General features: G+C 73.3%; 18 protein-coding genes and 2 tRNA genes. 5 read left to right on the forward strand and 15 right to left on the reverse strand.

Annotated elements, in window-relative coordinates; all coding sequences use genetic code 11:
• Positions 1 to 16: 16 nt before the first annotated feature.
• The 8 genes from ITJ44_RS01260 to ITJ44_RS01295 form a co-directional block, all read right to left on the reverse strand.
• Positions 17 to 1,438, reverse strand: a complete 1,422-nt coding sequence (locus ITJ44_RS01260) for an oligosaccharide flippase family protein (protein WP_194632982.1) — start codon at positions 1,436 to 1,438, stop codon at positions 17 to 19.
• A gap of 34 nt (positions 1,439 to 1,472) precedes the next feature.
• On the reverse strand, positions 1,473 to 1,976 hold the full coding sequence (locus tag ITJ44_RS16090; protein WP_194632983.1) for a serine acetyltransferase: 504 nt from the start codon (positions 1,974 to 1,976) through the stop codon (positions 1,473 to 1,475).
• Positions 1,973 to 2,689: a glycosyltransferase gene (locus ITJ44_RS01270; protein WP_370551591.1), complete on the reverse strand. Its 717-nt coding sequence runs from the start codon at positions 2,687 to 2,689 to the stop codon at positions 1,973 to 1,975. The genes ITJ44_RS16090 and ITJ44_RS01270 overlap by 4 nt, the downstream gene beginning before the upstream one ends.
• Positions 2,622 to 3,905, reverse strand: a complete 1,284-nt coding sequence (locus tag ITJ44_RS01275) for a putative colanic acid polymerase WcaD (RefSeq protein WP_194632985.1) — start codon at positions 3,903 to 3,905, stop codon at positions 2,622 to 2,624. The genes ITJ44_RS01270 and ITJ44_RS01275 overlap by 68 nt, the downstream gene beginning before the upstream one ends.
• Positions 3,902 to 5,134 carry a glycosyltransferase gene (locus ITJ44_RS01280; RefSeq protein WP_194632986.1) on the reverse strand — a complete coding sequence of 411 codons (1,233 nt, stop codon included), beginning with the start codon at positions 5,132 to 5,134 and terminating at the stop codon, positions 3,902 to 3,904. Before ITJ44_RS01280 ends, ITJ44_RS01275 begins: the two co-directional genes overlap by 4 nt.
• Positions 5,131 to 6,066: a polysaccharide pyruvyl transferase family protein gene (locus tag ITJ44_RS01285; RefSeq protein WP_194632987.1), complete on the reverse strand. Its 936-nt coding sequence runs from the start codon at positions 6,064 to 6,066 to the stop codon at positions 5,131 to 5,133. Before ITJ44_RS01285 ends, ITJ44_RS01280 begins: the two co-directional genes overlap by 4 nt.
• Before the next feature lie 103 nt (positions 6,067 to 6,169).
• Positions 6,170 to 6,754: an acetyltransferase gene (locus tag ITJ44_RS01290; protein ID WP_194632988.1), complete on the reverse strand. Its 585-nt coding sequence runs from the start codon at positions 6,752 to 6,754 to the stop codon at positions 6,170 to 6,172.
• Positions 6,751 to 8,022: a glycosyltransferase family 4 protein gene (locus ITJ44_RS01295; RefSeq protein ID WP_228494455.1), complete on the reverse strand. Its 1,272-nt coding sequence runs from the start codon at positions 8,020 to 8,022 to the stop codon at positions 6,751 to 6,753. The genes ITJ44_RS01290 and ITJ44_RS01295 overlap by 4 nt, the downstream gene beginning before the upstream one ends.
• A 185-nt stretch (positions 8,023 to 8,207) precedes the next feature.
• Here ITJ44_RS01295 and gmd point away from each other — a divergent pair, with 185 nt between their 5' ends.
• Positions 8,208 to 9,260: a GDP-mannose 4,6-dehydratase gene (gene gmd / locus ITJ44_RS01300; RefSeq protein ID WP_194632990.1), complete on the forward strand. Its 1,053-nt coding sequence runs from the start codon at positions 8,208 to 8,210 to the stop codon at positions 9,258 to 9,260.
• On the forward strand, positions 9,257 to 10,261 hold the full coding sequence (locus tag ITJ44_RS01305; protein WP_370551592.1) for a GDP-L-fucose synthase family protein: 1,005 nt from the start codon (positions 9,257 to 9,259) through the stop codon (positions 10,259 to 10,261). The genes gmd and ITJ44_RS01305 overlap by 4 nt, the downstream gene beginning before the upstream one ends.
• Positions 10,262 to 10,355: 94 nt before the next feature.
• Here the strand turns inward: ITJ44_RS01305 and ITJ44_RS01310 are convergent, their stop codons facing one another.
• The 4 genes from ITJ44_RS01310 to ITJ44_RS01325 form a co-directional block, all read right to left on the reverse strand.
• Positions 10,356 to 12,548, reverse strand: a complete 2,193-nt coding sequence (locus ITJ44_RS01310; protein ID WP_194632991.1) for an acyltransferase family protein — start codon at positions 12,546 to 12,548, stop codon at positions 10,356 to 10,358.
• A 236-nt stretch (positions 12,549 to 12,784) separates the two neighbouring features.
• Positions 12,785 to 12,858: transfer RNA gene (locus tag ITJ44_RS01315), tRNA-Ile, on the reverse strand.
• Positions 12,859 to 12,870: 12 nt separating this feature from the next.
• A complete protein-coding gene (locus ITJ44_RS01320) occupies positions 12,871 to 14,130 on the reverse strand; it encodes a glycosyltransferase (RefSeq protein ID WP_194632992.1) in 1,260 nt (419 codons plus the stop codon).
• A gap of 179 nt (positions 14,131 to 14,309) precedes the next feature.
• Positions 14,310 to 15,221 (reverse strand): DMT family transporter, encoded by a 912-nt coding sequence (locus ITJ44_RS01325; protein ID WP_194632993.1) that lies wholly within the window; start codon positions 15,219 to 15,221, stop codon positions 14,310 to 14,312.
• Between the two features lie 39 nt (positions 15,222 to 15,260).
• Here ITJ44_RS01325 and def point away from each other — a divergent pair, with 39 nt between their 5' ends.
• The 3 genes from def (at position 15,261) to ITJ44_RS01340 (ending at position 16,448) form a co-directional block, all read left to right on the forward strand.
• Complete coding sequence (gene def / locus ITJ44_RS01330; RefSeq protein ID WP_194632994.1) at positions 15,261 to 15,827, forward strand: peptide deformylase; 567 nt, start codon at positions 15,261 to 15,263, stop codon at positions 15,825 to 15,827.
• Positions 15,828 to 15,904: 77 nt separating this feature from the next.
• Positions 15,905 to 15,977, forward strand: a tRNA-Asn gene (locus ITJ44_RS01335).
• 105 nt (positions 15,978 to 16,082) lie between these two features.
• Positions 16,083 to 16,448, forward strand: a complete 366-nt coding sequence (locus ITJ44_RS01340) for a hypothetical protein (protein ID WP_194632995.1) — start codon at positions 16,083 to 16,085, stop codon at positions 16,446 to 16,448.
• 13 nt (positions 16,449 to 16,461) lie between these two features.
• Here the strand turns inward: ITJ44_RS01340 and ITJ44_RS01345 are convergent, their stop codons facing one another.
• The 3 genes from ITJ44_RS01345 to ITJ44_RS01355 all read right to left on the reverse strand — a co-directional run bounded on the left by ITJ44_RS01345 (position 16,462) and on the right by ITJ44_RS01355 (position 19,527).
• Complete coding sequence (locus ITJ44_RS01345; RefSeq protein ID WP_194634004.1) at positions 16,462 to 17,490, reverse strand: beta-propeller fold lactonase family protein; 1,029 nt, start codon at positions 17,488 to 17,490, stop codon at positions 16,462 to 16,464.
• A gap of 79 nt (positions 17,491 to 17,569) precedes the next feature.
• Positions 17,570 to 18,475: a D-isomer specific 2-hydroxyacid dehydrogenase family protein gene (locus ITJ44_RS01350; RefSeq protein WP_194634005.1), complete on the reverse strand. Its 906-nt coding sequence runs from the start codon at positions 18,473 to 18,475 to the stop codon at positions 17,570 to 17,572.
• A gap of 104 nt (positions 18,476 to 18,579) precedes the next feature.
• Positions 18,580 to 19,527, reverse strand: a complete 948-nt coding sequence (locus ITJ44_RS01355) for an ATP-binding cassette domain-containing protein (protein ID WP_194632996.1) — start codon at positions 19,525 to 19,527, stop codon at positions 18,580 to 18,582.
• Positions 19,528 to 19,622: the final 95 nt, after the last annotated feature.

The following is a 19,622-nucleotide window of genomic DNA, read 5'->3' on the forward strand; positions in this document are numbered from 1 at the left end:
GCGGACGCCGGGGCGACTAGGCCGCGCGTCGTCGCCGCATGATCACGGCGAACGCGGCCACCGCGATGAGTCCGCCGATGCCGAGGTCGAGGATCGTCTCCACCAGGCTGGATCCGACGAACTCGCCGACCACGATGCAGACGAGGGCGGTCAGGCCGCCCAGTCCGACCGCCATGGGCAGCAGGCGCGCGAGGAACAGCCGACGGGGAACCGGGCCGAGCATGCACCAGGCGGTGATGGTGATCGCCGGCGAGACGATGAACGAGTTGATCACGAGGACGCCCGCCAGGCCGCCGGTCAGCGCGCCGACGACCACGCCGGCGAGCACGGTGTAGTTGAGGACGGCGTCGACCGTCAGGGCCCGCGAGTGGTGGCCGGCGACGAGGGCCCAGCGCGCGGGGATCGCCACGATCATCGACGCCGCGAGCCCCCAGGACAGCGGCATGAGCGCTCCGGCCGTGCGCCACTCGTCACCGAGCAGCACCTGGACGAGATGCGGGCCGCTCAGGGAGATCGCGAGCGCGAACGGCACGCCGACGGCGATGACGACCGCCGCCAGGCGCCGGAGCTGGTCGTCGGCACGACCCGCGAGGCGCGCCACCGCGAGGTCGCGGATGGCCATCGGGTTGAGCGCCTGCTGCGCCTGCTGGAGGGGGCCGATGAGGAACGAGTAGGCCCGGGAGTACTGCGCGAGGGCGATCGGTCCGAGCAGGATGCTGACGAGCAGGTTGTCGCCGTTGCGGGCGGCGAAGCCGGCGAGCTGGCTCTGGTACGTGCCGTGCATCGACGTGTAGAGCTGACGTGCCGCCGGGCGGATGGGGACGCGCGCGGGCAGGTCCGCCCTCCCCCGGCGGATCCAGGCGGCCTCGAACGCGAGCCAGCGGACGGCCGCGATGACGAGCTGGCTGCTCGCGGCGGCCCAGAGGCTGTCGGTGAGCACGAGCGCGCCGATGGCGATCACGTTGCCCACCAGCACGCTGGAGAGGTCGACGAGCGAGACGTACCGCAGCTGCCGCGCCGCGATCAGGAAGGCGCGGGGCGTCATCGACGCCATCGTGACGGGCAGGGCGGCGCACAGGATCACCCACATCACGTCCGCGTCGAGCGAGGTACCGACGACGAGCGCGACCGCGGCCGTGAGCGCCGCCGCACCCGCCGCGACGACGACGGCCATGCGCCGCCAGGTGCGCGCCGACTCGAGGTAGCCGGGGGTGTGCGTGAGCACGGCCTGGGGCACGCAGATGTCGAAGAGGACCGCGACGCACGCCGTGACCGTGAGGGCGAGGAAGTACACGCCGTAGTCCGACGGTCCCAGCAGCCGCGCGGCGAGGGTGGCGGCGACGAGGCCGACCGCGGCGATGATCGCCTGCGCCGCGAGCGGCCAGACCGAGGAGTCGCGGCTCCGGGCTCCCCGGGCCGCGCGGTCGTCGGCGCTCACCGCGCGCCCGGCCGGGCGGCGGTGCGGCGTGCGGTCACAGCACGCGTCCCGGGACGCCGACCACGGTGGCCCCGGCGGGGACGTCGCGGAGCACCAGGGTCATGGCGCCGACGGTGCTGCCGTCGCCCACGTGGATGGGACCGAGGATCTGCGCGAACGCGCCCACCTGCACGTCGTCGCCGATGACCGGCACGTCGTCGCCGTTCTTGGCGCCGATCGTGACGCCGTGCCGCATCGTGAACCGGGCGCCGATGCGCGCCTGGGGGTGGACGATGACCGTGCCGAAGTGGTGGATCATGATGCCCGGCCCGATCTCGACCGACCGCGGGATGTCGATGCCCGTCACGAGCCGGACCACGCTGTAGAGCGCGACGTACAGCACGTGGGCGGGCAGGCGCACGGCCCGCGAGCAGGTGCGCGTCCAGCGCCCGTACCGGTAGACGGACACCGCCCAGAACGACGGCTGGAGCAGCCAGGCGCCGCGGCCGTAGCGTGCCCGGTCGGCGGCCCAGCGGCCGCGCTCGTCGGCGGCGCTCACGACGTCTGCACCGTGCGTCGGATGCGGCTCGCCGTGTGCAGCGCCCGGCTCGCCCAGCGGACCGGCGCGGGCGTGCGCAGCGTCTCCGTCTGCACCCGGGCCGCCTCGACGGCGATCTCCTTGGCGCGCACCTGCGACATCCCGCCCGCGGCGAAGACCGCCAGCGGGACGTGGACCACGACCGGGCGGACACCGGATCGCAGCAGCCGGGCGGTGAGCTCGTAGTCGCCGACCACGCGGAAGCGGAGGTCGTAGCGCGCGCCGCGGATGCGGGATCCCGGGTAGAGGATCGCCTGGTGCGAGGTGGGCAGGCCGTGGTGGATGTAGAACGGCGGGCGGGCCTTCCGGAGGATCTCGCCGTGTCCGGTGTCGAGCAGGTAGTCGCCGAGGAGGAGCTCGTCGTCGCCCGCCGCGCGCAGGATGCCGGAGAGCAGCTCCCAGGACTCGACGTGGGACCGGTCGCCGCCGTTGAGGAACCAGACGAACCTGCCGGTCGAGCGCGCGATGCCCGCGTTCATGGCGTCGTAGATGCCGTCGTCGGGGCCGCTGGAGAGGTCGACGGGCACGCCGGAGCCGGTCACGACATCGTGCAGCCCCTCCCCCGTGCCGCCGTCCACGACGATGACCTCGATCGCGTCGCCCGCGTCATGGACGAGCTGGCGGACCGACCCGAGCGTGCTGCCGAGCCCCGGCAGGTCCCGGAAGGTGACCACGACGACGGACAGGAGCGGAGGGGGTACCGGCATGCGGAGCGACCAGGCTTTCGTTGCGGGCGACGAGCGTCGCGATGAGGAGGGCGGTCATGACGGCGTACTCCGGCAGCATGATCCCGCCGGAGAAGAATAAGGTGCCGAAGAGCCAGAGCGGAGCCACGGCTCCCCAGGTGGATCGTCCGCTGCGGATCATCGCCCGGAGCGCCATCACGGCGAGGGCCGCGATGAGCACCAGGCCGATCCAGCCGAAGTAGAACACCAGCACGTACAGGCCGTTGTCGAGCGAGGTGCCGAGCTCGGCGCCGTTGTAGAGGTCGTACCCCAGCAGGATGTTCGACACCGAGCCGAGCGCATGGCCGATGGGCGTGTGGAGCAGCGTGTCGCTGAGGACCTGCAGCGGCGCCACCAGCCGGTAGTTCGTGCTGGATCCGGACGTGCTGAAGCTCTCGAGCCGGGACTGCAGGTAGGTGCCGCTGGCGACGCCCACGACCGCGAGGCCGCTGAGGACGACGATGCTCGCGCCCGGTCGCGACCGGAGGGCGACGACGACGCCGATGATGAGCAGCAGGAGGAGCCCCGTCGCGGAGCGCGACATGAGGACGCCGAGGATGCCGACCGCGATCGTGCCGCGGAAGTGACGCCCGGTGAGCAGCGAGATCAGCGTGAGGGTCCCGATGACGAAGGCGTCGTAGGACGGCTCGAGGAAGAAGCCCTGCGCGCGCGGGATCGGATTGAACTGGAGGTAGGGCTGGTACTCGTACAGGTACTGGAACCGCCCGAACACGTTGAAGAAGGCCTCGCTGCCGAGCGTCCCCGCGGCGACCTGGAGGACGGAGAGGCCGACGACCAGCAGGAGCATGACCGAGATCGACGTGGAGAAGGCCCGCGAGGCGATGAAGCCGGGGTCGAGGCCCGCGGATCCGGCCACGATCACGATGACCGCGAGGATGAACAGGGCGAGCGTGCGGAGGAACGACAGCGGATCGCTGCCCTCCATGCCGGTCATGAGCGCCGCGGACGCGGTGAGCGCGACGACCGCGCAGAGCGCGAGGATGAGGCGGCGCGCGTAACCGCCGCGCGAGAGCAGGAGGATCAGGGGCACGCCCACCAGCAGGCCGAGCGTGACGGGGTAGCCGGCCGCCTGGACGATCATGAAGTGCTGGCCGATCACGGCGACGCCCATGAGCCACGCCTCGCGCCGATAGCTGCGGGTCACGCGGACACCAGCTCCTCGTACACCGCGCGGTACTCGTCGGCCATGCGCCGCGGGTCGAAACGGCGGACGTCGCGCGTCGCGCGATCCGCGCGGTCGCCCGCGCGCTCGTCCGCGAGGAGGGCCGCCGCGAGCTCGGAGCCCGTGCCCACCACGGTGACGTCGGGGTGGTCGCCGAACTCGCGGATCGCCGGCGAGTCGACGGCGAAGACCCGCATGCCCGCCGTCAGCGCCTCGGAGACGGTGAGCGGGAAGTAGTCGACCCGGGAGGTGAAGACGAGGCGGTCGTGGCGCCGCATCACGCGCGCCAGCTCGACGCGATCGCTCGTGGCCGGCAGGCGCGCGGCGCCGGGGGCGTCCTCGGGTGCGTCGTCTCCCATGATGGTGAGCCCTTCGGTCGTGCCCGCGGCGATGGCACGGAGCGCGTCCCAGTCGACCTTCGCCGGATCCCGGAGGTCGCGGCAGATGAACAGCGCCCCCGAGCGGGGTGCGTCCGATGGTACCCGGGCCGCCGTGGCCTCCGACCAGAACGCGCGGTCGACGGAGTTCGTGATCGTGCGCACGTCGTCGAAGCCGGCCGTCGTCGCCTCCGCCGCGAGCCAGTGCGCGCAGGCCACGACGGCCGAGGGCACGGCGCGCCGCAGGGCGGCGATGTCCTCGCGTCGCCGCGTGAAGACGCGCGCGGCGTTGTCGACGCGGGCGGGCGGGTAGGCCTGGAGGTCCGGGCAGCGCGGGCAGCCGTCCTCCCAGAGCCGGCACGTGCCGGGCTGGGCGCAGCGGCCCGTCATGATCCACTGGTCGTGCAGCGTCCACACCACGGGCGTGCCGGCCGCGGCGATCTCGCGGAAGAGCCAGCGCGGCGGCAGCCAGTAGCTGTGGACGATGTGCAGGTGCACCACGTCGGCGGCCGCGATGGCCGCGCGCAGCTCCTCGCGGCGGTCCGACGCCGGACGGACGACCTCGGTGCCGACGACGAGGTGCGCCGCCATGTTGAGGGCCGCGCGGGGCCGCGACGTGACGCGCAGCGACGCGCGGGCGTCCGCCCCGCCGGAATCGCGGCCGCCGGGCCCGTACCCGTAGGCGAACGACCCGGCGACGCCCAGCTCGCCCAGCTCGTGCATCAGCGTCCGCGCGACGCCGGCCGCGCCGCCCTCGCCGAGCCGCACGCTGAGGTGGAGGACGCGGAGAGGCGGAGCGGCGGCACCCGGCCCCGGGGCGGGCACGCCGCTCATCCGGCCACCGGGAGCTGGGCCTTCCAGGCGTGGATCTCGTCGTACGGCAGCCGCACGTCCAGGGGCGCGCGGCGCTCGACGGTGGCGCGGATCGCATCCCGCTCGCCGCGGGCGTGCACGGGGAGCCCGGTGTCGCGGCTGATCTCCAGCGCCCGGTTGTCGACGGCCACGATGACGCCCCACGCCCCCGTCTCGAGCGCGCGGACGCCGCCGTGGAGGCGCGTGCCGATGTAGTCGGAGTCGCCGACGGCGAGCAGCGCGTCGTACGCCGCGAGCGTCGGCTCCGCGATCGTGAAGTCGCCCGTCAGGGTGCGCGCGTAGGCCGCGTCGCGGATCGACTGCGGCCAGATCACGACGCGCTCGTAGTGCTCGGCGGCGAGGGCGATGAGCCACTCGTCCTCCGCGACGTCGCGGTTGTAGTCGGTGAGCGTCAGGATCGCCTGCGCGGGGCGCGGGCTCTCGACGCCGTTGTGCCGGTCGAGCCCCCACATGGTCGGGCAGGCGGTGTTCACGACCCGGAAGCCCATCCGCTCGAGGCGCACCTTGGTGTACTCGTCGCGGACCGAGTGCACGAGGTCCGGGGAGAGGACCTCCCGGAGCATGCGCGTCGTGTAGCGGTTGGGCTCGTCCTGGTACTGCCACCATCCGACGCCGAGCAGGACGACCTTGTGCTGGAGGCTGCGCGCCACGAGCGGGTCGAGCTTCCACTGGCGGTACCAGGGCATGTTCGAGGACAGGAGGTTCGTGCCGCCCACGATCGCGAGCTCCGCGTCGGACGCGGTCCGGCGCTGGCTGCGGGTCAGGCGGGTCTGCGTGGGCAGGGTGCCGGTGATCGGCACGACGCCGTCGAGCGCCCGGAGGACGTTCTCGCGGATGATCTGGTCGCCGATGTTGGCGGACGAGATGGAGGGATCGAGCAGGAGTCCGTTCATGATGCAGCCTTCGTTCGGGGCGGCGACGCGCAGGTGCGGTCGCCGGCGGGAAAGGTGGTGGGCGCGGTGCGCCGGGCGCGCCGGAGGCGCGGGGACGTGCGCGTCAGCGTCGTCCGGGGAAGCGGGACCCGACGACGGCGCACTCCGGGCCGGAGACGATCGCGCCCGCGGGCACGTCGCCCGCGACCACGGTCATCGGCCGGGCGAGCGCCGAGCGGCCCACGTGCGCGCCGCCGAGCACCAGGCAGCGCGACGTGATCCACGCACCCGGCTCGATGACGATGGGGCGCGTCAGGAGGGCCATGTCGCGCCGGTGCGCGTGGCTGCCCGTGGTGAGCATCGTCTCCTGCGAGAGGACGACGTCGTGGCCGACGGTGATGAGGTCCTGGTTGTGGAACCAGACGCCCTCGCCGATCCACGAGCGGTCGCCGATGCGGAGCTTCCACGGGAACTTGACGCGGGTGCGGGGCCGGAAGACCACGCCGTCGCCGATCTCGGCGCCGAACGCGCGGAGGGCCCTGACCCGGAGCGACGAGCTGATCTGCCACGGGTTCGTGACGAGGAGCAGCTCGACCACGGCCCAGAGGTAGACCGTGCCCTTCGGGCGGTCCCAGGCCTGGCGCTCGCCGGGAGCCAGCGACAGGTCGATCACCGGGACGTCGGTCGTGGGATCGGGCGCCGCCGTCACGCCCGCACCCCGGCGCCCATGGTCGCCAGCGACTGCGCGAAGCGCACGTACCTGGCGTGGGCGCTGACGGGCGAGTAGCGGTTCTGGTACATCCGCTGCGCGGCGGTCGTGAGCACCGCGGCGCCCTCGGTGTCCGCGCGCAGGTCCTGTGCCGCCTGCAGGAGCCGCTCGGGATCGCCCGGCGGGATGATGGCCGCCGCCCCGTGCTCGCGCACGACGCTCTCGGTGATGCCGCCGTCCTCGACCGCGGCGATGATCGGGCGTCGGCTGCTCGTGTACGACGTGAGCTTCGACGGCATGCTCATCTCGCGCACGCCGGGCTTCTCGTTGAGCAGGAGCGCGTCGGCCGCGGCCAGCGCGTACGGGTAGTCGTCGCCGTCGAGCGGCGGCACGAAGCGCAGCGAGCGGATCCCCGCGCCCTGCGCCTCGAGGGCGGCCCGCTGGTTGCCGTCGCCCACGAGCACGAACTCGATGCCGAGGTCGCGCGCGTCCGAGAGGCGCGCGGCCTCGACGACCGACTCCAACCCCTGCTTCATCCCCATGTTGCCCGTGTGGACGACGGTGAACGCGTCGCGGCTCCAGCCGAGACGGGTGCGGGCGGCCGCGGTGGAGACGTCCACCGGCGTGATGTGCGTGAAGTTCGGGAGCCCGGAGATGGATCCGTCGGGCAGGCCCTGCTGGATCAGCAGGTCGCCGAAGCGGGGCGTGATCACGCCGATCCGGTCGGCACGACGCAGGAGCGCGTACTCCCCCGACGCGATGAGCCGGGAGGCGCGGCCCCCCGTGGTGCCCGACTCGCCCGCGGCGTTGCCCGTGAGGTCCTGCACGAGGACGCCGAAGGGACGGCGTCCCCGCCCGAGCGCGCCGGCGGCGAGGCCGGCGAGCGACGGCGTGACCGCGATGACGATCTCGCTCGTGTCCCGGCGCACCTCGCGGAGCGCTCCGCGCAGGAAGCTCGCCTCCAGCTTGGCCCGGCCCACGAGGTCCGGCGTCTCCGGGATGGTGTGGCGGACGCGGGTGATGCGGACGCCGTCGCGCATCTCCTCCCAGCGCCTGCCCTCGGCGTACCGCTCGTCCTGCAGCTTCCACTGCGGATAGTGCGGTATCCCGGTGACCACGTGCACCGACGCCCCCGCGTCGGTGAGCGCCTCGGCCATCGCGGTCGTGTACGGCGCGATGCCCGTGGTCTCCGGCCAGTAGTTGATGCCGACCAGGCAGACCGTGAGGCCCCCCAGGTCCGCCGTCTGCGTGCGCGCAGCGTCGGTCATGCTCAAATCCCCCATGGCCCCATTCTGGTGCCTGCAGGTTTCGATGTCGTTAACGCACCGCGCGGCGCCGTACCCCGATTGCCGTCGAGCGCCGCCCTCACGTTAGATTCGAGCGGACGGACGGCCGCGCCGGGCGACTGCCCCGCCGCCGTCGCGTCGCATCGCATGAGAATCTGGGGGGATCCATGGCCAAGAAGGCTTTCATCACCGGCATCACCGGGCAGGACGGCTCGTACCTGGCGGAGCTGCTGCTCGCCAAGGGATACGAGGTCCACGGCCTCATCCGCCGCTCGTCGACGTTCAACACGTCCCGCATCGACCACCTGTACCAGGACCCGCACGAGGACGGCGCGAAGCTCTTCCTCCACTACGGCGACCTGAGCGACGGGTCGCGTCTCACGACGCTGATGATGCAGATCCAGCCCGACGAGGTCTACAACCTCGCCGCGCAGTCGCACGTGCGCGTGTCGTTCGACGAGCCGGAGCACACCGCGGACACGACGGGCACCGGCACCATCCGCCTGCTCGAGGCCGTGCGCCTCTCGGGCATCGACACCCGCTTCTACCAGGCCTCCTCGAGCGAGCTGTACGGGGCCACTCCCCCGCCGCAGAGCGAGACCACGCCGTTCTACCCGCGCTCGCCCTATGGGGCCGCGAAGCTCTACAGCTTCTGGATCACGAAGAACTACCGCGAGGCGTACGACATGTTCGCCGTCAACGGCATCCTCTTCAACCACGAGTCGCCCCGCCGCGGCGAGACGTTCGTGACGCGCAAGATCACGCGCGCGGTCGCCGCCATCAAGGCGGGCACGCAGGACCACGTCTACCTCGGCAACCTCGACAGCATCCGCGATTGGGGCTACGCCGCCGAGTACGTCGAGGGCATGTGGCGGATGCTGCAGGCCGACGAGCCGGACGACTTCGTGCTGGCGACCGGCGGGAACTTCACGGTGCGCGACTTCCTCGAGACCGCGTTCTCCCACGCGGGGCTCGACTGGAGCGAGCACGTCCGGTTCGACCCGCGCTACCTCCGCCCCACCGAGGTCGACGCGCTCGTGGGCGACGCCACGAAGGCGGAGGAGAAGCTGGGCTGGAAGGCGACGGTCGACACCACGATGCTCGCCCGGATCATGGTCGACGCGGACATCGCCGCGCTCGAGGCCGAGGGGCGCCCGTGGATCGACTCCGTGAAGCTCGCCAGCTGGGGCACGGCCGACGCGACCGCGGTCCAGGCGTGAGCGCGGCCCCCGCGTCCGGCGCGGACGAGCGGGACGCCGTCGCGTTCACGCCCGCGCCGCTCGACCGCTCGGCCCGCGTGTACGTGGCCGGCCACCGCGGGCTCGTCGGCTCGGCGATCGTCCGGCGGCTCGAGGCGGAGGGGTTCACCGACGTGATCGGCCGCACCTCCGCCGAGCTCGACCTGAAGGACCGCGACGCGGTCTTCGCGTTCTTCGCCGAGGAGGAGCCGGTGCACGTGGTGCTCGCGGCCGCGAAGGTCGGCGGGATCCTCGCGAACAGCACGTACCCGGTCGACTTCCTCAGCGACAACCTCCGGATCCAGGTCAACGTGCTCGACGCCGCGCTCGCGCACGGCGTCGACCGCCTGCTGTTCCTCGGCTCCTCGTGCATCTACCCGAAGCTCGCGCCGCAGCCGATCACGGAGGACAGCCTCCTCACCGGCCATCTCGAGCCCACCAACGACGCCTACGCGATCGCCAAGATCGCGGGCATCATGCAGATCCAGGCCGTGCGCCGCCAGTACGGCCTGCCGTGGATCTCGGCCATGCCGACGAACCTGTACGGGCCGGGCGACAACTTCTCGCCGCAGGGCTCGCACGTGCTGCCGGCGCTCATCCGCCGCTACGACGAGGCGCGCGCGTCCGGCGCGGAGTCGGTGACGAACTGGGGCACCGGCACCCCGCGCCGCGAGTTCCTGCACGTCGACGACATGGCCGCCGCGTGCCTCCACCTGCTGGAGCACTACGACGGGCCCGAGCAGGTCAACGTGGGCACCGGGAGCGACGTCACGATCCGCGAGATCGCGGAGACCATCGCCCGCGTCGTCGGCTACGAGGGCCGCACGGAGTGGGACGCCGCGAAGCCCGACGGCACGCCGCAGAAGCTGCTGGACGTCTCCAAGCTCGCCGACGCCGGGTGGACCTCGTCCATCGGCCTCGACGAGGGGCTGCGCTCCACGGTCGAGTGGTACCGGGAGCACATCACGACGCTCCGGGAGTAGCCGCTCCTGCTCGACCCGACGGCCGTCGCGCATCCGCGCGGCGGCCTCCGTCGTCCGCGGGGGCCTTCCGGGGAACGGGCCGCGCTCCCGCGGATCAGGCCGGTACGGCGGCCAGCGCCTCGTCGAGCATCTGCCGGAAGGCCGGCGTGATGACGGCCGCGTACTGCGGGGTGGTGTGCACGCTGTCGCGCTTGGTGGGCGTGCTGCCGACGAAGGACGGGCAGCGCTCCTCCCAGCAGAACAGCGAGGAGGTGTCGAGGTAGGCGATGCCCAGCGCGGTGGCCGCGTCGCGCTGGGAGCGGTCGCCCACCTTCCAGGCGCCGGGGATCGAGGCCTGGCAGTCGGCGGGCGTCGAGACCTTCGTCGCGCACGTCTCGAGCGGCTGGCCGGTGGGAGGGGACGAGACGAGGACGACCTTGCCGACGCTGTCGCGCACCTGGCCGACCGTGCTCTGCACGCCGGCCGACCACTCGGCCACGGCGTCGTCGCCGGTCGCCTTCGACGCGAGCTTGAGGATCTGCCCGTAGCTGTTGCTCACGAACAGGATCTCCGGCTTCTCCTCCTGGATGGCGGCGATCGCCTGCGCGCGGAAGTCCAGGCACCCGCTCTTCGTGGACGCGTCCGGGAAGTCCCACTTCACGTCCATGACGGCGCAGCCGGCGAAGGTGAGCCCGCGGATGTGGTGCGTCGCCTCGAACATGGCCCGCACGGTGGGCAGCAGGGTGATGCCGGTGGAGTCGCCGAGGACCATGATCGTCGGCTTCCGGCTGTCGCCGAAGGAGCACGAGCGCGGGTCCGCCACGTCGGTGCGGCCGCAGCCCTGGCCGTCCTCCACGGGGACGGCGGACTTCTCCAGGCCGTCGATCGCCGGGTCGAGCGCGGGCCAGCTGGTGGCCCCGAGGGCGTCGCGGATCTGCACCTGCAGCGCGCCGAGGTCGCCGGCCGCGAGCACGGCGGGGTCGGCGGGATCCTCCTCGCCGGACGCCACCGGTCCGGGCGCGATGCGCGAGGCCTCCTGGATCTCCTGCTGCCGCACGACGGCGAGGCTGATGAACGTGACCGTGAGCAGCGCGGCCGTGCCGAGGGCGGCGACCTTCGTCCCGGTCGACGCGCCGAAGCCGGGGCGGCGGCGCGCGCGCCCCTTCTTCCGGCGGGCGGCCGCGCCCGGCTCGAGCCAGAGCGAGCGGCGGATCGGGTCCTCGAGGCCGTGGTAGGAGAGCACCGAGAGGCCGAGGGTCAGCACGAGCACGATGACCGGGTAGCCGAGCTCGGTCGTGTCGGCGACGGCCGCGAGGATCACGATCACGGGGAAGTGCCAGAGGTACAGCGAGTACGAGATGTCGCCGAGGTAGCGGGAGACGGGGTTCGTCAGCGGCCAGAGGAAGCGCTGCGCGCCGCCCGTCCCGCCGGCGATGACGAGCGCGGCGCCGACGACGGGGATCGCGGATCCGGGTGCGGGGATGGGCGACGCGCTGCTCAGCGCGAAGAGGCCGTACGCGATGACGGCGAGGCCCGCGTACGCCATGACGGGTCGCGCGGCGTCCGGGATCCGGCGCAGCAGCGGCGTGGCGACGGCGAGGAGGGCGCCGATGCCCAGCTCCCACGCGCGGGAGAAGGTGGAGAAGTACGCGACCGCGGCATCGCCCGCGGTGTCGGCCATGGCCCACGCGAACGAGCCGGCCGTGACGACGACGAGGATCGCGGTGAGGATCCCGCGGTAGCGGCCCGGCCCGCGGAACCGCAGCGAGAGCGCGAGGCCGAGCGTGAGGAGGATCGGCCAGACGACGTAGAACTGCTCCTCCACGCCGAGCGACCAGTAGTGCTGCACGGGCGAGACGGCGCTGTCGGCGGCCCAGTAGTCGGTGTCGGTCGCGGCGAAGCGCCAGTTGGCGACGAAGAAGAGCGCGGCGACGCTGTCCCACGCGATCGCCGACGCCCGGCCGGAGAGGAACACCATCCAGCTCGCGAGCACGGTGACGAGGAGCACGGCGGTCGAGGCCGGGAGGATGCGCTTGACGCGCTTGCGGTAGAAGTCGACGAACGAGATCCGGCCGAGCTTGTCGTGCTGGCGCAGCAGCAGGGACGTGATGATGAAGCCGGAGATCACGAAGAACACGTCGACGCCGAGGAAGCCGCCGGACGGCCAGGCGAGCAGGTGGTCGAGGATGACGGCGATCACCGCCAGGGCGCGGAGGCCCTGGATGTCCCCGCGGAACGACCTCGTGCTCGCTCCCTCCGCCGCGACCGCGGTGGATCGGCTCGTGCGGGTGGGTCGCGTGCTCGTCATCGTGTCCTCGCGGGTGGCGGCGGGCCGGACGCGCGCGCGGGCGCCTCGTCGGCGGGTGGCCGGTGGCAGTCGTCGGCGGCCCTCGGGAGCCCCGCGACCGGGGTGATTTCGATACCCATGGTAATCCAGGGGACATCGCCGTGGCGCTCGGCTCGGCACCGTGATAGGGGGGTGAGCGCACCCCAGTCCGAGGGGTGACGCGCGGCCGACCGGTGGTCAGGAGCGCGGCGTGGGAGTAGGGCGGATGGGACTTGAACCCATGACCGACGGATTATGAGTCCGCTGCTCTGACCAGCTGAGCTACCGCCCCGAGGCGATGGGGCTAGGCGGCGCCTGAGCCGTCCGTCACGCCGCGTGCCTCGTCCGTGACCGGCGCGGCCACGGACTCGCCACGATACAGGCTCTCGAACGTCGAGATCGTGCGCTCGATGTCGTGCGTGGCGACCACCGCGAGGCTCTCGCGCTTCATGCGCTGCAGATCCTCCTCGGGGAGCTCCAGCACCTGGCGCAGCTTCGCCGCGAGGTCGTCCACGTCGCCGGGGCGGAAGAGGTAGCCGTTCTCGCCGTCGTGGACGAGGTGCGGGAGGGCCATGGCGTCGGCGGCCACGACGGGCAGCGCGGAGGCCATCGCCTCCATCGTGACGATGGACTGCAGCTCGGCGATGCTCGGCATGGCGAGCACGGTCGCCCGCGTGTAGGCGCGGCGCAGCTCCTCGTCGGACACGTAGCCGGTGAACGTCGTGCGGTCCGCGATGCCGAGGTCGACGGCGAGCTTCTCGAGCGCGGCCTTCTGGTCTCCTCCGCCGACGATCTCGAGATCGGCGTCGAGGGACGCGGGCAGGATCGCGAACGCGCGCAGGAGCACGTCGATCTGCTTCTCCCCCGTCACCCGGCCGACGAACACGATGCGGTTGCGGGTGCGCGGCGAGAAGTCGGGCGTGTAGTTCGCCGCGTCGATGCCGCAGGAGATGGCGATGACCCCCTGGAGCCCCGTGTAGCGCTCGAGGAACTGCGCGGCGCGGCGGGTGGGCGTCGTGACGGCCTCGGCGCGCCCGAAGGTGCGCCGCGCGGCCTTCCACGCCATCGTGATGGCCTTGTCCTGCCACGCGACCGGCAGCAGCGTGTGCTGGAGCATGTTCTCCGGCATGAAGTGGTTGGTGCCGATGATGCGGATGCCGCGCTTCTCGGCCTCGATGCTGAGGCCGCGGCCCGTGACGATGTGCGACTGGAAGTGCACGACGTCGGGCTGCACGGCGTCGAGGATCCGGGCGCTGTTCTGGTTCACGGTCCACGGCAGCGCGAACCGCAGCCAGTCGTGCGGGTACCAGCGCCAGCTGCGGAGGCGGTGCGCGGTCATCTCCTGGCCGTCGTGGACCTCGGTCCACGTGCCGTGCTTGCGGCTCGCCGCCGGCGCCACGATGTGCACCTCGTGGCCGCGGCGGACGAGGCCGCCGGCGAGGCGCTCGGCGAAGCGCGCGGCCCCGTTCACGTCCGGCGGGAAGGTGTCCGCGCCGATGAGGATGCGCAGGGGGCGACCGGAGGCGGTCGGCTCGCGCGGGGTCTGCCCTGAGGTGTTCGGCAAGAAGTGTCTCTCCAGTGGTGTCGGCGTCCGGGGCGCGTCACGTGGATCCGGGTGGCGCGGGCCGGGTGTCGCAGAGCAACGTATCGCACGGTCCCGGCGGCGGCCCGACGGCGCACCGGGCTCGCGGCACCCTCGGCCGCGGCGCGGTCACCGGCTCGGCGACCCGGCGGCGGGAGCCCTCAGGACGCGTGCGGGTGGTGCTTCGCGAGCTGGAAGACCCCCGCGACCGCGACGGCGCCCGCGACGAGGAAGGCCACCCCGGCGTAGAGCGGCGCGTCCGCGGCCTCCCCGAGGACGGTCACGCCGATGCAGACGGCGACCAGCGGGTCGACGACCGTGAGGCCCGCGATCACGAGGTCGGGCGGGCCGGACGAGTAGGCCGTCTGCACGAAGTACGCGCCGAGGAGGGTCGCGGCCACGAGGGCGACGATGCAGACCGCGGTGAGCACGTCGAAGTCCCCCGTGGTGAGGCGGTTGATGACGACCTTGGCGAGCGTCGCGACGAAGCCGTAGAGCACGCCCGCGCTGATGATGTAGAAGATCGCGCGCACGTGGCGGCGGAAGTAGAGGAACAGCCCGCCGAGCAGCGCGAGCACGAGGCCGAGGATCACCAGGATGGTGATGAGCTCGGGCGTGCGGATGGGCGTCTCCTTCGCGAAGACGGCCGCGAACACCACGAACAGGCCGACGCCGCCGATGCAGAGGCCGACCGCCCGCTTGGCCTTGCGGTCGAGGCGCTTCCCCGTGGCGCGGGAGTTGAGGATCGCCGTCACGACCAGCGCCACCGCGCCGAGCGGCTGCACGACGATGAGCGGCGCGAGGCGCAGGCTCGCGAGCTGGAACACGATGGCGAGGCCGAGCATCACGGTGCCGGCGACCCACGACGGGCGGCCGAGCAGCGCGCCGAGCTGGCGGAGGCTGAGGCCCGCCGTGCTCTTCTTCCCGCGCGCCTCCATCTTCGCCACGCCCTGCGACTGCAGCTGCGCGCCCAGGGACAGGAACACGGCGCCCACGAGCGCGATCGGGATCCCGAGCGCCTGGTACGGGGTCAACGAGGCGGCCTGGAGAACGGGGCTGGCGTCGAGGGGCACGACCCGACCCTACCCGGCGGCCCGCCTATCATCGGCAGCATGGCCGTCCTCCCCATCCGGATCACCGGAGACCCCGTCCTGCACGCCCCGGCCCGCGCGGTGGAGGTGTTCGACGACGACCTGCGCACCCTCGTGGCGGACATGTTCGAGACCATGGACGAGGCGCCGGGCGTGGGCCTCGCGGCTCCCCAGGTGGGCGTCCCGCTGCGCGTGTTCGTGTACTCCTACGAGACCGACGAGGGCGAGCCGCTGCGGGGCGTCGCCGTGAACCCGGACCTCTTCATCACGCCCGTCGCCGTGCGGGAGGCGGACGAGGACACCGAGGAGGAGGGCTGCCTGTCGTTCCCGGGCGAGCGCTTCCCGCTGGTCCGCGCCGACCGGGCGATCCTCCGCGCGGTCGACCTCGACGGACGGCCCTTCGAGATCGAGGCGGCCGGCTGGTTCGCGCGCATCCTGCAGCACGAGTTCGACCACCTCGACGGCCTGCTGTACACCGACCGGCTCGAGCACGAGCACGTGAAGCCCGTGGCGAAGATCATCCGGAAGAGCGGCTGGGGCGTGCCCGGGCAGTCGTGGCTGCCGGGGCGCGACCACCTCGAGGACTGAGGACGCGCCCGGGCGTCGTGCCCGGTGAGCGGAGCGACCCGAATTCTTTGCTACGCTTTCCAGGTTGCTCCACGTGATCCTCGATAGCTCAATTGGCAGAGCAGCCGGCTGTTAACCGGCAGGTTGTTGGTTCGAGTCCAACTCGGGGAGCGAAGGCCTCGCGGCTCCACCCGCGGGGCCTTTTCCTTTGCCCGCTGGTCCGTGCCCGCTGGCATGTGCCCGCTGGTCCGTGCCTGCGCCCGGTAGCGTCGGGCCATGGGCATGTTCCAGGTCGTGGTCGCGCGTCCGAACGACGCGGATCGGCTGTGGCCGCTGCTCGACGAGGACCTGCGCTCCCGCGAGGCGCCGGCGGACGACCCGGTGGCGGTGGCGATCCTCCCCCGCGCGGCCGACGGCCCCGCCGACACGTTGCCCGTCCTCGAGGCCCGGCGCGAGCGCATCGTGCGCCTCGTCGGGGATCCCCTCCGCCCCGTGCTCGTCGCCTACTCGGGGATCCGCGCGGTCGGCTTCGCCCTGATGGACCGCAACGGGGTCGACGGCCGGGCGTTCACAGCCGCCGGCTGGCGCGGACTCGGGGTCGAGGAGGAGATCCGGGCGGCCGCTCCCCTGCTGCTGCGCTGAGGCGCCCGACCGGCTACTCGACGGGCAGCAGGTACGTCGGGCTCGGCACGGCGATCACCGCGGGCGACGCGGTGGGGAGCCCGGTCGCCGGGTCGAGCCGGAACGCGGCGACCGTGCTGGATCCCTGGTTCGCGACGAGCAGCCGGTCCTCGACGAGCACGTGGTGGCGGGGCATCTCGCCGCCGCAGTCGAACGCGGCGACCGGGGCGAGCGCGCCGTCCTCGGCGATGCCGACCACCGCGATCCGCTCGGAGCCGCGGAGGCCGACGTAGGCGAGGCGCTCGTCGGCGGACACCCGTACCTCCGCGGCGGAGTCGCGCGCGTCGGGCTCTGCCGCGCACGCGGTGGACGACACGACGCGCCAGGAGACGTCCTGGCCCTCGAGGGCGTGCAGCGTGCCGTCGAGCTCGCCCACGAGGAGCACCCGGCCCGACGCGAGGAGGGCCATGTGCCGCGGCCCGGTGCCGGGCGGCAGGGCGAGCGCGCCGATGCGGTCGAGCCGACCCGCGCGGAGGGCATGGACGTGGACGGTGTCGGTCCCGAGGTCGGCGCTGAGGACGATGCCGCCGCCGACGTGGAGCGTGGCGTGCGCGTGCGGGCCGTCCTGCTGCGGGCGGGGGCCGGATCCCTCGGAGGCGAGCAGCTGCACGGCCTCGCCGAGGGTGCCGTCGTGCGCGATGTGGTGGACGGCGATCGTCCCGTCGCCGTAGTGCGAGGTGAGGAGCAGGTCGTCCACGATGTGCAGGTGGCAGGGCCCGGATCCCCCGCTCGGCCGCCCGCCCGCCCACTGGAGCGAGCCGCCGGGGCCGCGGCGGAAGGCCTCCACCCGATCGGCCGCCTCCCCCACCGCGTAGACCATGTCGCCGTGCGCGAGGAGGAAGGAGGGCGACGGCGTCTCGATCGCGGTGCCGATGACCGCGAGGTCGCCCGTGATGGGGTCGACCGCGAGGGCCGTGATGCCGACGCCGGATCCGCCGCCGTCTGCGGTGTAGCCGCCCGCCCACATCGAGACCTCGGGCACGGCGGCTTCCTCGGGCGTCATCACGCCGTCCACCCTACGGGGCCCGCGCGCCGCGGGGCGGGCCGCCGGGCCGGCGAGGAGGCGGGCGACGCGGCGGGCGTCAGTAGCCCGACGTCGGCTCGACGATGCCGACGAAGTCGCCGGTCCCGAGGAACGCCTCGGTGTTCCGGCGGATCCGCTCGGCCAGCAGGGGCCGCACCATGTCCGGGGTGTCGGCGGTGTGCGGCGTGACGATGCAGCGCGGCTCGGAGAACAGCGGGTGGCCGTCGGGCAGCGGCTCGGGCGACGTGACGTCGAGGCCGGCGCCGTGGAGCGTGCCCGAGCGGAGGGCATCGAGCAGCGCGTCGGGATCGACGAGCGCGCCGCGGGCGATGTTGACGAGGACGGCCGTGTCCTTCATGGCCGCGAGCTGCGCGGCGCCGATGAGCCCGGCGGTGTCGTCGGTGCTGGCCGCGGCGAGCATCACGACGTCGGCGCCCGCGAGCACCTCGTCGAGCCGCTCGGCCGTGACGGTGCGGTCGGCGCCCTCCACCGGATCGCCGCTGCGGCGGACGACCGTCACGGAGCAGTCGAACGGCGCGAGCAGCCGGATGTACTCCAGCGCGATGCCGCCCGCGCCGACCACGACGACCTCGGAGCGGTACAGCGAGAGGCCCGCGGAGGATCCCCAGGAGGTCGCCCGGGCGCGCTCCGGCAGCTGCCTGAGGGTCGCGAGGGTGAGCGCGAGGGCGTGCTCGGCGACCGGCTCGGAGTAGGCGCCCTTCGCGCTCGTCCAGACGAGGTCGGGTCGGTCGCACTCCCGGAGCGTGTCGGCGAAGGCGTCGACGCCCGCGAACGGCAGCTGCACCCACTGGACCTGCGGGTGGGCGGCGAGCGTGTCGGTGAGCTCGGCGGCGCGGCGGATGGAGAGCCAGACGATGCCGCGGGTCTCCTCCGAGAGCTCGGCGACCTCGCCGCCGGCCTCGCGGACGGCCTCGAGGTAGGCGTCCTCCGTGCGCGGCAGCATCGCGATGGGTCCGGGCGTGGGGCGCGCGTCGCCCGTGAGGCGGTGCGGGGTCGCGCCGTCGACCGCGCGGTGGACGCGGCGGGACGCGGATGCGCTGGTGTCGGTCATGCGAGGGGCCTCCGGGGGTGCGGGATGCGGGCGGGCGGTTCGGGCGATCGGAGCACGACGCCCGCGTCGGGATCGGGGTCGGTCGCGTCGGCAGCGGGCCCCGCCGCCGTGCGGGACTCCGCGAGCCCCCGCACGTACGGGTGCGTGGGATCCGCGAGCACGTCGTCGATCGCGCCGTAGCCGACCAGCGTGCCGCGGTGCAGCACCGCGAGGCGGTCGGTGAGGCGCTCGACGACGGCGAGGTCGTGGCTGACCACGAGGGCGGAGAACCCGCCGCGGGACTGCAGGTCGCGCAGCAGGTCGAGCACGGCGACGCGGCTCATGACGTCGACGCCCGAGGTCGGCTCGTCGGCGATGAGCAGGCGCGGCCCGAGCACGAGCGCGCGGGCGAGGGCGACGCGCTGGCGCTGACCGCTCGAGAGCTCGTGCGGGTAGCGGTCCTGGGTGCCGGGCGGCAGGTCGAGCGCCGTGAGCAGGGTGACGACGCGGCGTGCGGCCACCTGGCTGTCGAACCGGCGGTCGCGCGAGAAGATCGGCTCCGCGATGGCCTCGCTCGCGGTGAGCTGCGGGTGCAGCGTGGTGCCGGCGTCCTGGGGCACGTAGCCGATGCCGTAGGTGGTGCGGATGCGCGCGCGGCGGCCCATGCGGCGGAGCCCCTGGCCGAGGACGGAGGCGTCGCCGCCCGTGATCCGCGGCACGGCCGCGCCCTCGTCGCCCGACGGGACGAGACCCGCCAGGACGCGCGCGAGGGACGACTTGCCCGAACCGCTCGCGCCGACCACGCCGAGCACCTCGCCCGGCATGATGCGCAGCGTGATCCCGTCCGCGGCCGGCGGCGTCTCGGCACCGCGCCGGGCGGGGTACGCCAGCCGTAGGTCGCGGGCGTCGAGCACGGGCTCGAGGGGTCCGCCGTCCCCGTCGGCGTCTCGGGGGGTGTGCGTCATGCGCTGCTCCGTCCTCGGCGTGGTCGCGCGGCCGGCCGGCGTGACCGGCCGCACGAGGGATGCGGGTTCCGACCCATCATGCCCGGCGTCGGCCG

The sequence above is a fragment of the Clavibacter sp. VKM Ac-2873 genome (assembly GCF_015351075.1).
In the GTDB taxonomy this organism is placed as follows: domain Bacteria; phylum Actinomycetota; class Actinomycetes; order Actinomycetales; family Microbacteriaceae; genus Clavibacter.